The sequence below is a fragment of the Clostridium sp. SM-530-WT-3G genome (assembly GCF_012843905.1).
GTDB lineage: Bacteria > Bacillota > Clostridia > Clostridiales > Clostridiaceae > Clostridium.
The window spans coordinates 46,900-59,071 of the sequence record NZ_JABAGC010000016.1 but is presented as its reverse complement, the minus strand read 5'-3'; the positions used below and the strand labels follow the sequence as shown (position 1 = coordinate 59,071).

At 40.0% G+C, this 12,172-nt stretch carries 12 protein-coding genes; 1 reads left to right on the top strand and 11 read right to left on the bottom strand.

From position 1 onward, the window contains the following. On the top strand, positions 1-252 hold a 252-nt coding region (locus tag HF850_RS07960), incomplete at its 5' end, for an integrase core domain-containing protein (RefSeq protein ID WP_169104924.1). A 345-nt stretch (positions 253-597) separates the two neighbouring features. On the opposite strand, the gene HF850_RS07955 is transcribed toward HF850_RS07960, so the two are convergent. The 11 genes from HF850_RS07955 to HF850_RS07905 form a co-directional block, all read right to left on the bottom strand. Further along, the gene (locus HF850_RS07955) at positions 598-1,497 is read right to left on the bottom strand and encodes an Mph(B) family macrolide 2'-phosphotransferase (protein ID WP_044037638.1); all 900 of its coding nucleotides are present in this window, start codon (positions 1,495-1,497) and stop codon (positions 598-600) included. Positions 1,498-1,525: 28 nt separating this feature from the next. Beyond that, the gene (locus tag HF850_RS07950; protein WP_211101838.1) at positions 1,526-2,416 is read right to left on the bottom strand and encodes an alpha/beta hydrolase; all 891 of its coding nucleotides are present in this window, start codon (positions 2,414-2,416) and stop codon (positions 1,526-1,528) included. A gap of 13 nt (positions 2,417-2,429) precedes the next feature. Continuing rightward, positions 2,430-2,852 carry a hypothetical protein gene (locus tag HF850_RS07945; RefSeq protein ID WP_229059762.1) on the bottom strand — a complete coding sequence of 141 codons (423 nt, stop codon included), beginning with the start codon at positions 2,850-2,852 and terminating at the stop codon, positions 2,430-2,432. A gap of 289 nt (positions 2,853-3,141) precedes the next feature. Next, entirely contained in the window at positions 3,142-4,713 is a 1,572-nt protein-coding gene (locus tag HF850_RS07940) for a recombinase family protein (protein ID WP_061130005.1), read from the bottom strand. A gap of 3 nt (positions 4,714-4,716) precedes the next feature. Further along, positions 4,717-5,130: a recombinase family protein gene (locus tag HF850_RS07935; RefSeq protein ID WP_061130004.1), complete on the bottom strand. Its 414-nt coding sequence runs from the start codon at positions 5,128-5,130 to the stop codon at positions 4,717-4,719. Next, positions 5,131-6,693 carry a recombinase family protein gene (locus tag HF850_RS07930; RefSeq protein ID WP_169104923.1) on the bottom strand — a complete coding sequence of 521 codons (1,563 nt, stop codon included), beginning with the start codon at positions 6,691-6,693 and terminating at the stop codon, positions 5,131-5,133. Positions 6,694-6,754: 61 nt separating this feature from the next. Next, positions 6,755-6,958 carry an SHOCT domain-containing protein gene (locus HF850_RS07925; RefSeq protein ID WP_061130008.1) on the bottom strand — a complete coding sequence of 68 codons (204 nt, stop codon included), beginning with the start codon at positions 6,956-6,958 and terminating at the stop codon, positions 6,755-6,757. A gap of 229 nt (positions 6,959-7,187) precedes the next feature. Continuing rightward, positions 7,188-7,889 (bottom strand): N-acetylmuramoyl-L-alanine amidase, encoded by a 702-nt coding sequence (locus HF850_RS07920; RefSeq protein ID WP_061130002.1) that lies wholly within the window; start codon positions 7,887-7,889, stop codon positions 7,188-7,190. 17 nt (positions 7,890-7,906) lie between these two features. Beyond that, the gene (locus HF850_RS07915) at positions 7,907-9,301 is read right to left on the bottom strand and encodes a hypothetical protein (protein ID WP_061130001.1); all 1,395 of its coding nucleotides are present in this window, start codon (positions 9,299-9,301) and stop codon (positions 7,907-7,909) included. Then, on the bottom strand, positions 9,298-9,738 hold the full coding sequence (locus HF850_RS07910; RefSeq protein WP_061130000.1) for a phage holin family protein: 441 nt from the start codon (positions 9,736-9,738) through the stop codon (positions 9,298-9,300). The genes HF850_RS07915 and HF850_RS07910 overlap by 4 nt, the downstream gene beginning before the upstream one ends. Positions 9,739-9,812: 74 nt before the next feature. Next, the gene (locus tag HF850_RS07905; protein ID WP_061129999.1) at positions 9,813-12,167 is read right to left on the bottom strand and encodes a hypothetical protein; all 2,355 of its coding nucleotides are present in this window, start codon (positions 12,165-12,167) and stop codon (positions 9,813-9,815) included. Positions 12,168-12,172 lie beyond the last annotated feature (5 nt).

Below are 12,172 nucleotides of genomic sequence, written 5' to 3'. Positions count from 1 at the left end.
CTATGTGGAAAACTCGGTATTATACAATCATTTAGTAAAAAGGGTTGTCCATATGACAATGCATGCATAGAATCTTTCCATTCTTCAATAAAAAAAGAAGAAATCTATAGAAACACATACCGTACCTTCGAAGAAGCTAATATAGCTATATTTAAATATATTGAGGGATGGTATAACAGAAAAAGGATACACTCTTCTATTAATTACATGACACCAGATCAATGTGAATTATTAGCTAGAGGTGTATCATAAAAAAGTTTGACTTTTTGTGTCCAATATATTGACATAAGACCAGTGTCGTGTCGACCTTAGCCAGTGGACCAGTTTCCACGCAGCAGATTTTCGCTAAAAACAAAAGGCTTATTGCAGGTTTTATCTACCGTTTAACGATAGCACCTGAATAAACCCTTTGAAATCAACGTTTATTCTATTTGCCTGGGTTCACTTTTGACATCAAGACGACCGTCTCCACATGGCTCGAGAGGACAGAATAAATGTCATTTGAGTATGCCCGTTCTCGGAAACATATCCACTGCGTTTTTGGGGCTATCGGTAGACGGGAACATATCGATAACTACATTACATCACTAATGACTCTTATACTTCCAACGCTTCCTTCGCCATCTGAGCATAGTCTTCAACACCAGATACAATTGCAAACTCAGCAATTGAAACTGGGTATGCAGCAACTAATTCAATAATATGCTCTTTCATCTTAGGCCAGTAATATCCACCAGCTTCTTTATAAGCAAAAATCAGAGCTTCTAGCCCCTCTTCTCCAAAAGCCTTATAATGAAAAACAAAGTCATTTGATATATCCGTAACCTTTGCTTCGGTCCAGTCGATTAATCCAATTACATTAGCATCTTTATCAATCATAGTATGGCCAGCATGAATATCTCCATGAATCAATCCAGTTTTCATTGGCCACACTTCATCATCATTAATCCATGCCTGCCATCTGTTCCATAGGTTCTCACCAACACCAAACTTTGCTTTTACATCATCCATACGCTGCTTCATTGATATTCTTACCTCTTCTGGGGTTTGCACTACTAGTCCAAGCTCTGTAGCCTTATCACTAGGTATGCTATGAAGCTCTGCTAACACTCTACCAAGAGACTTGTGGAATGATTCTGGAATATTGTTAATATCTATTTCCCAAACATAATTTCCTATATTATGGTCTATAGTTCCTGCTGGCACACCAGATAACTTCTTGTAAGCGATTAGCTCATCCGTATAAATAATCCAATTTGGTGCCTGAAAAGATTTCGCATACTGATTAACCAAATCTAATGCTTGTTTTTCTACCTTTGTTCTAGGCATAACATCTTCCCGCCTCGGCAACCTTAGAACCCAGTCAATTCCACTTTCATCTTGTGCAAATACAACTTGAAAATCAAGCCCGGATTCATTAAACTGCATTGTTTCTTCCTTTAGAATAATATTATGTTTTTTAGTTATTTCCTTAATTTGTTTCATATCTTTACTCATTAAAATCACTCCTATCTAAAAACTTTTTTCAAATTTCAGTTATAAAACTCGATACACGCTTTGATATTGCATTAATAATCTTATCCCAATCATTATAGTGAAGCTCATGCCCAGCACCCTCTAAGGTAACCAATACAGCATTTGGTATAACTTCAGAAAGATAAACTCCATGCTCATAGGGTATAATAGGGTCTTCTGTTCCGTGAATTACAAGTGTAGGAACATTAATTTCGCTGGTTCTAGATAAATACAAACCCCAACCTCTAATAAATCCATGATTATCTATACTCTGCAAATTACTAGCTCTATTAAATTCCTCTTCATTCAGCCTTCTTATTTTCTCTTCATCAAATATATTTTTAGACCCGACAAGAACTTTACTTTTTTTAATAAAGCATTCTATCACTTCATCTTTGTCTTGCCAATTTTTAATTTTAAGCTCACCTAAGGCTTCTGTTACTTTACTATCCTTTTTAGGAAGATTAGAATCAAAATTTGATGTCATAATTAATGAAATGGTTAGAACTCTGTCTGGGTGTTTAAGAGCTATTATCTGCGTAATAATTCCACCCATAGACATACCAACTATGTGAGCCTTATCAACCTTATAGGCATCTAGTACCTCAATTGCATCATCAGCCAAATCCTCAAAAGTATACTCTGGATGACCATATGCGTAAGTAATTGATTTACCTGTATCTCTATTGTCATAACGTATAACATGAAACCCTTTATTGCTTAATCTCTTACAAAAGTCTTCTTCCCAATAGATCATTGATGCAGTAGCTCCCATAATTAACAAGATTGTTGGATTATTAATATCTCCAAAGCTCTCAGTACAGATATGAACATTATTAAAGTGAATTATTTTTTCCGTCATAAATATCACCACTTTCTTACTTTCATCTGAAATTATCATTACCTATACCCCATTAAGGTCGAGTAATTTGATTAGTAACCGCCTCGAATAATAACTCTCTAATTTTTTCATAATTATATTGCTGCAAATCTCCTTTTTGAGAGCCTATTAGTAATGCCGATCTTAAAACTCCAGCTATAACGCCTGGGTCTTCATCGATAACCTCCTTAGAGTTTTGACGCGACTTTATAAACTCCATAAGAGGAACAATACTTCTTAGATGCTCCGAACCAACATACTCTGGATTTAGTTTTCTTGAAACAAGTTTATACTCCTCAATGTCGTAAACCAGTCTTTGAGTTAAAATCTTTGTTTCTAGTTCTAAAGCCATCTCATTTAAATATATCTTTATAGCTGAACGTATATCATTAGCAGCCAAAACTTTTGGCCAAACCTGCTTTTCAATTTGTTCTCCCTCATGCGCTAACAATTCCATATATAGCATTTCTTTTGATTCGAAAAATATATAAAAAGAACTCTTTGCAATGCCGACTGATGAAGTAATATCCTCAAGAGATGTACTTTTAAAACCTTTATCTATAAAAAAAACGATAGGAAACTTTAAGCAATTCCTTTCGAATTTTTTCTTTTTCTAACTCTGTAAATTTAGCCATAACATAATGTACCTCCATATAAAAACATAAAAACAAAATATTCATTTGTTTTTATGTTAGCATGGAGGGATATAAAAATCAAGTAAATTTAGTTTTGTTTTAACACAAAGGTTATATTTCTATATCAATTTCGATTCCTGATTTGAATTCAACGGTGAGCTTATCTTCATATATCGTAACCTTTTCAATGAGACGCCTTACTAACTGCTCATTATATTCCTCCAACTCGTAGGATTGTTCATTCAAGAAATCAGTTATTTCAGCTATTCGTTGCCTTTTTCCTTCTCGCTCTGCATTTTCAACTAGTGCATTTTGCTTTAATTCTCGAAGGCGGTAAATTTCATCAGCCACATCTTCATAGTCATTCTTGGACTTTGCTTGTATAAGAAGCTGTTGCTGTAATTCTTCCAATTTGCTATCAATATCATTGGTGGCATTATCATTTTCTTCATTAAACACAGTAGCTATGTTTTTCTGCAAGGTTGAGAGGAATGGTTCTTTGTTAGCCAAAAGTTCGTTAATGGCCTTGACCACTGCTGTCTGCAATGTTTCCTCGTTTATGGTAGGGGCCGTGCATTCAGACCCTTTTTCCTCCAATCGGCTGACGCATCTCCAAACAATAGACTTGTAACCTCGGTTATTCCAATGTACCCGTCGGTAAATATCGCCGCAATGATCGCAGTACACAATACTCGATAAAGCATACTTGCTGCTATAGACTCGCTTTTTACCGCCCTTCCCACCACGCAGGTTGGATCTCCGAACCATCTCTTCTTGAACTTGCATAGAAAGCTCCCTTGGAATAATCGGCTCATGGCTGTTTTCTACATAATACTGGGGAACGATGCCGTTATTCTTGACCCGCTTTTTAGAAAGGAAATCAACCGTATAAGTCTTTTGTAGAAGGGCATCACCGATGTACTTTTCATTCTGCAATATCTTTTTCAGTGTTTCTGGTCTCCATTTGGCTTTGCCTGCCGCTGTAAGAATACCGTCAGCTTCCAGTCCTCTTGCTATCTGTAAAAGGCTGGCTCCCTCTAGGTACTCTCTGTAAATCCGTTTTACAACCTCAGCACCCACTGGGTCAATCACCAGTTGCTTGTTTTCGTCCTTGGTGTATCCAAGGAAACGCTTGTGGTTGACCTGAACCTCACCTTGTTGATATCGATACTGAATGCCTAGCTTAACGTTCTGGCTTAAGGATTGGCTTTCCTGTTGGGCAAGTGAAGCCATAATGGTTAGTAGGACTTCACCCTTGGAATCCATGGTATTGATATTCTCTTTCTCGAAGAAAACAGCGATGTTTTTATCCTTTAACTGACGGATGTATTTTAGGCAGTCCAACGTGTTTCTGGCAAATCGGCTGATGGATTTTGTGATGATCATGTCAATATTTCCTGCCATGCACTCTTCAATCATGCGGTTGAACTCTTCACGCTTCTTGGTATTTGTGCCTGTGATACCGTCATCCGCAAAAATACCTGCCAATTCCCATTCCTTGTTCTTCTTAATATAATTTGTATAATGTTCAATCTGAATTTCATAACTTGAAGCCTGCTCTTCACTATCCGTTGAAACACGACAGTAAGCAGCCACTCGTATTTTGGGTTTTCTTTCACTGCTCTTATTGCTTCCGACACGTTTAATTGCCGGAATCACTGTGACATTCCTACTCACTGCCACTTGTTACACCTCACTTTCTATCAAACTGTAGGCATATTCGGCCTGCTTGTATGGATCTTCATATTTTTGCACCAGAGGTTTTGCTTTGAACTTTACAGGATAAGTCGTTTCCGGCACATCTTTAGGTTCCCATATCCTTCCAAGCTTTTCTGCTCTTTTTCGTTTTTCCACCCTGGCTTTTTCAAAGGTCTCCTCATCAATAATGGGTGGGTAAAATTCATCGCCAAGGTAGTGCTTGTTCTGTAACATCTTACCTGCTGTGGCATGATAACAATCTATCCCAGCCTTTTTAGCAGCTTCCTTCAAAGAAAGGCCTGCCAAGTATCCGGAAAATAATTCTTTTACCTGCTCAGAAGTCTTTTCATCCACAACAGCTTTTCCATCTTCAATTCTATATCCATAGGGTGTGTGACCCATCTAATTCATCAACCTTTCCTTCAATGTGATTCCACATTTTAATTCAAAACCTACTTCCTCCCGTGAAAAGACAATAATCCTCTCTACGTAATCTTCAAAGAACTCATCCTCATAAGCTGTGAGCATTTTGGACTTAGTGGCAAACTTAAGCAGACGGTCAACTTCATCTACTTTTGCAAAATCGCCATTGACGGAACGAGTAAGTTGATCCTTTTCGGCAAGAAGCCTGTCTCTTTCTGCCTCCAGTGCATTCTTTTCTTTATTAAACAGGGCAGGTTCCAGATACCCTTTGGCCATTAAACCTGTCAGTACCTGGCTCTGCTCCATGTTGCTTTCGATTTTAGTTTCCAACTCTTCAATTCTACGAAAACTCGCTGCATTGTTCTGGTTACGTAACCCCTGCAAAAGTGGTCTTAGTATGAACTTCTGACCAAATATGAGTTTATTCATCATCGTAACAAATGCAGTCTTTATATCTTCATCTCGAATGAACTGCATAGAACATTCCGTTATATTGCTTATATGCTTACTACAGAACCAAGCAATGTATTTTCTTGGACCGGATGAATGAATCCGTCTTTTAAAGGTACTGCCACATTCCGAGCAGATAATTTTGCCGGAGAAAGAATATCGGTTTAGATATTTACTGTTGCGCTTTTCGATGCCTTTTTCCTTTGCTCTCTGATTGAGAATGGCATCTACAGCTTCAAAATCTTCATGACTGATAATGGCCTCATGGTGATTTTCTACTAGATACATATTTTTCTCACCATAATTGGTGTGCCTGTTAAAATGACTGTCAGTATACGTCTTTTGCAAAATAACATCGCCAGTATATTTTTCATTGGTTAGAATCCCTCGAATAGTAGTAGCCGTCCAACGACCTCCTCTTTTTGAAGGGACACCCTTTTGATTAAGATCATTAGCAACCTTCTGTGTGCCTTTGCCCGATAATACCTCTGCAAAAATATACTTCACAATTTCAGCTTGCTTGGGGTTTACTATCATCTGACCGTCAATGTTTTGATAGCCATATGGTGGGTAGGAAATTTTAAAGGTTCCGTTTTGGAATCGTCTTTGAATTGCCCATTTCGTATTTTCAGAAATTGAAATTGACTCACTTTCAGCAAGTCCACTTAAAATGGAGAGCATCAATTCACTTTCCATTGAACCCGCATTGATGTTTTCCTTCTCAAAATAGATATGAATCCCAAGGGCGATCAGTTTTCGAACCATCTCCAAGCAATCTGTAGTATTTCTCGCAAATCGGCTAATTGACTTTGTAATGATTAAGTCAATTCTTCCAGTTTCACAGTCTGATAACATTCTAAGTAGGTCAGAGCGGTTTTCCTTTTTCGTGCCGCTGATACCCTCGTCATAATATAAGCCTGCGTATTCCCATTCTGGATTCGCCTTTATATAGCTCTCATAATGGGCCTTTTGTGCTTGCAAGCTGACAAGCTGTTCATCACTACCTGTAGAAACTCGGCAGTAGGCAACTACTCGATCTTTTGGCTTAAAAGAATTGGCCGTATTTCCTTCTATTTTCGTTATCTTTTTCATCCTCTCACCTCCTTCTTGGTAGGTCACATATTACCTCTGAAACCCTTATATATCAACGATTTCAGGGCATTATCTCCGCTAAAAAGGGGGAGAAATTTTGGCGATTTAGTGCGTCTATCTTGTTGAATTCCACCTCAGTTATTAAGCCTTTTCCGAGCATCTTTCTAAGCATTTTTTCTGCCTGGATATAATCAAACTCACGCTGTAGCTGTTCCTGTGATACCCTCTTTAATTCAATACTTTTGTCTATAATCTCGTCTGAAATCTTTGTAACTTTTTTATCCTCGTGCTGATTCACTAGGAATCACCTCCTACCTAATAGCCGTGGGAACAGGTCGAAGTTGAGGATTTGTAAAATTTAATGTGAATCAGAGCATAAAAAAAGAGCCTGCAAGGGAAGAACCCCCACAGGCTGCATAAATCTAATAGTTTAATATTTTGCTTGGGAAACCCGATGAAATTCAAGGAATGCCGCTATTTAGCTTGCCAATTGATTAATCATACTTAATAAATGCATCCGTAAAGCCTGCCTTTTTAGCTTTGGCAAGCTGTGCCTCAGCATTTGCTTTGTCCAAATATGCACCAATCTGTACACGATAATATTTCTTTTTCACTGGCTCTGGTGGTTTATTTTCTGTGTTTAGTAACTTCTTCACATCTGTTCGAAAGGTATTCATACTCTTACCATGCTTAGGAAACCAGTGCATCACATCCGCATGATTACTTGCAATGCCCAGTTTATACCCTTCACTGTGACAGATGATATCTTTCTCACTAAACCCATAGAGTTTACAAAGATATACACAAAGCTCCACAGCTTCCTTATAAACTGCATTAAAATACGAGGAATCGGTCAAACCATCCTCGCAGATTTCAAATCCAATATGAGTATTATTTGCATCTCCTCCAGCATGCCAACCTCTGTGATTCCAAGGCAATGTTTGATAGGTGGCAATGGAGCCATCTGCTAATTTACCAATAAAGGCATGAACACATACTTGGCGGCCTCCAGGTTTGTCTTGATTCCAATGGTTGTTATACTCGTTCTTTCCTAACAAGCCATCGTCTGGGCCAACGTAGCGTTTTAGGTTTGGATTATTCGCCCCTGTTGAATGCACCATAATGCCCTTTGGTATTATGGTTTTACCCGCTTTGAAGCAGGCATTGTTCGTAAGTATTAGCTTGCGTAACTTCATTAAAATCACCCCACTAATCAAGAGTTTGTGTCAGATGCAAGAGCCACAGGGTAGAGATGATAGGTAAACTTCAAATCACAAAAAGCACTCGCCGATGTACCATCACTTCCCATGCTGATATACAGTCCATAACCAGAAGGCACCCGGCTTTGACGCATTTGAATATGAATATGCATCCCAGCGTTTGAACTATCAGCACCTATAGGTGTGCTACGTGAGATTCTGGTAAAGTTCACTTCATCATTTGAAATATATAGGTCTAGTTCCTTTTCACTTGTATCCGATTGGCGGCAAAGCGTAACTAAATGACAATCATAAGCTGTTGGATAAAGCAATCCACCCTGCCCGCCTATAACCACGCTACCAATGGGCAATAATGTGTGCAAAGGGCCTCGAACACTGTTAATACCGCTCCCACCTGTAGCATTACCGCTTAAGACATATCTCAAATAGCTTGCTCTGGTAAATGCGTTGATAGTAGCTGTTGCGGTAGAGGTTAGGGTCAATGGTGTCGTAGCATTTTCAGCTCTTTCCAATAAGAATAGACTCTCACCGGAAGGAACAGTAACATCACCAATGGAGAAAACTCGACTCGTCCAATAAGCCATACAAGTTGGGTTCGGGGCTGTCCCTATGCCATAGGCTATGTTCGCTACATCTTGAATTCCCCTTATGGCTTCGGCAAGTTTCTTTACAGTATTGCGGAGAGTGCCTTGAATTAGCACCTGCACATTGTTTGCTGTGGGACTGCCCAAAGATGTAACAAATGTATAGGTTACCGTGCCAAGTACTACGTTGTTGCCGCTATTTATGCTCGTAAATGTGATGGATGCTCTCCGGCTTACCATGTCCGGTGCAGTAGCAGTTTCTATCGGGTGTAAATGGTTAAGGATAATTCCAGTCCGAGTGTATAGTGTGTCTCGCATATCCTCGACTAGGCCGTGTGTGGTATTCAGCAAATCATAGTTATTATTTAACAGGCTGTAGATGAGATTTAGTAGATTATTTATTTCATTAATATCTAGTCCAGCTAATGTAGAAAGAACCTGATTAAGCCATTCTTGAGCAGGAGGTTCGGGCGGCTCGACAATCCCATCAACAAGGGCATCTTCTACAATGGTTAGTATCTGAATGCTTTTTCCGACCACCTCTCCATAAGTAACCCTTATTTCAAGACGTCCAACACCGACAATAGATGTATCCGTTGCACTAGGCGACCAGGCAAGAACCCCGTCAGCGTAATTTGTGACCACTGGATAGGCAATACCATCGGGTCTTTTGAAAATTGCATTCAAAGAGGCACTGGGGTATTTTTCTTCCAATAAGCTAGATACATCAAATTCAATATTTCGATAGTGATGTTCACCTCGGCGACCTATGAACACCGTTACCGCTTTCGTTAAGTCAATCATATTCCATCACCCGGCTTACGAGGTTCTTCATCACGTCCATGTAATTGCTGAAGAACCGATTTTAGTTTTTCTGGGATAGGCAGCCCAATATGACCAGCATTCTCTAAAATGGATATTCCTTCATTACTTAGATAGAAAAAGATTACTGCTGTGCGTAAGGCTCCACTATTATCTCCAATGCTACCTAAAATTTGTGTATCAATAATATGAGCGATACCTACCATTGCAAAGATGAGTACCTTTTTGAAAATTCCCTTGGCACCTATTTCACTACACAACTTTTTATCTATAATGGCACAGAGCACTCCCGTCACATAATCGATGACAATAAAGGCTACCAATGCATAAAGAAATCCATCATAACCGCCGAGAAACCACCCAAGAAATCCACCGACTGTGGCAATAGCCAGTTGTATCCAATTCCAAATCTCTTTCATTAAAGACACCTCCATTCGTGTATTTCCATATAGAAAAGCGCCCCTGCAAATTACAAGAGCGCTGAATGTTACCTTTACATTATTTTTATTAGGTCATGAATTTGTTGCATTACATCTGCCTTGGGTCGTCCTGTACCGATAGGCAACCATGTGACAGGTGGTATATCGAATGTCTGGGAAAAATCAAAACTATTAATCATCATAATAATCGCATCAATTGCTTTGCGCATTTCAACGATATGAAATGGCCAATTCTTAACAGTGGTCTTTCCTACGACAATCTCCTCTTTCCAAGTCATAGGGGATAGGTTGTAATAGCTACGCACCCTGTTTATAGCAGTTCGAAGCGTCTGAATATGCGCTGCCTTTACGTGTGTTACATTAGCAGTGATGATTTCAAAAGGTAATGCTAAAATCGTGAAGGTACGAACAACTTCTGTGCTTGCTGATTCGATATCACTGTCAAGACAACGGAAAGTAACTGTATGGCTTCCTACAGACAGCGGCTCAGCCTGGTAAACGGTCCTGACCCCGTTACCAAGGTAGCCGCTTATGGAAAACCTCTCAGGATTGTCTACGCTGTTTTGCCATGGACCAGAATCAATCCTTACCTCCACTATTTGTGGTTGTCCATCTGGTTCAATACCTGTTGTGATCATAAAACGTGGTATGGTGTTATAAGTAAAATTACCAGACATTGGACAGTCAACTACCGGTGCTGCAGGTGGGCTGTTTTTCTTTACCGTGTTGCTAACTACAAAAGCAGAAACTGCATCAAGTGCATCCGTAACGCTTATTCGATAACGGGTATACCTACCGGCTATCTGTGACGCATTTACCTGAAGGTTACCTGAAGAATTGTTTGAAACAATAGTTGTCAGTGCTTCGTATGCCGACCAATTCACACTATCTGTCGATGTAGCCTGTTGTATGACATATTGCTTAATGGCACTGGTCCCAGGTACTGTTCCACTCCATGAAAGATTTATTGTGTTAGCTTCATATATAGGAGGGTTTGCGGCAAAAGTAGTCGGCGGTATGGGTAGTATATTTTTGCGTACAGTATTGCTGGATATAGTCCAGTCTGAGTAAAAATCCTCTCCAGCCGTACCACGGGTTCTTATTCGGAAACGACGATAATGGCCCCGTGTAGCAGGTGGACTGGCATTTAAAATACTGCTTGTTGCAGATGTATTGACTATAGCATATGCCATCCAGGCACCCCAATTACTGTTATCAGGCGAATCACTGTACTGTATTTCGTAGGAAGTGATAGGATTTCCCGCACCACCTAACGCTCCGCTCCAAGAGAGGGTAACATTTCCTTCAGATAATGTTGCGCTTACCGTACAAACGGTCGGTGCTGCACAAGCTGTTACATTACAATAGATACTATTGCTAATTGTCTCTATTGAGTAAACATCCAATGTGTCGATTGTCCAAATACCAAATTGTGTGTATGTTCCTGGAGCCCTCGATACAGTTGGGTTATAACTACCACCGCTTGCCGCCAATGTCAATATGGTTAACACATTCCATGCACTCCATGTGCTGTTATCTGTGGATGTGCGGCTGGCAATTTGATATCCCTTAATTGGACTAGTACCACTTGACGCTCCACTCCAAGTAAGCGTGATAATCTCATCACTATATGCTGCTGGGGAAGCAACAGCAGTCGTTGCTGGCTTTGGCACAGTATTTCTGCGGACGCTGTTTGTGGATACTTTCCAGATAGAGTAATAACTAGCACCTGCTGTACCACGCGTCCTTACCTGAAATCTTCGATAATTACCTCGCGTTAAGGGCGGTGCTACTGATACACTGCCACTTGATGCTGTGGTGTTCACCGTTGTCAGAGCAGTCCATGCTCCCCATGTGATGTTATCGGCAGAATCACTATATTGAATCTCATAACTGGAAATCGTATTATTGATGCCCCCAGAAGCCCCACTCCAAGAAAGAGTCACATTCCCTTCCGCAAGTGTTGGGGAAACCGTACAAGATGTCGGTGCTCCACACGCTGTAGTAAGCAAAGGAGAGCTTAATACCGTATAACTCGAATTGGTAATTACACCAGAGGATAATGGCAATCGTCCATCAGATACCACTTTGAATGTGACTGGCTGGGTTGCATTACCTGTATTAGAAGCACAGGTCACCGAAACATACCTGAGTCTTGGTGTAGTTCCATCCCAGTTATCCCCGTCCGCCGCTTTGATTCTCACCTGCGAAGAAGATCCATTTACAGTCATTGTACAAAGCAATGCATAACCATTATGGATGAAGGAACCTGATGAACCCAATGCAGCGGATATGGTAAAATTGTATGTCATTTGGCTATTATTAGGTCGGCTTTTAGTATAAGTAATCGTGTAATAAACGGTCGGGCTGGAACCCGCCTGCAGGGTGATGCCGTTAATATCCGCCACTTATA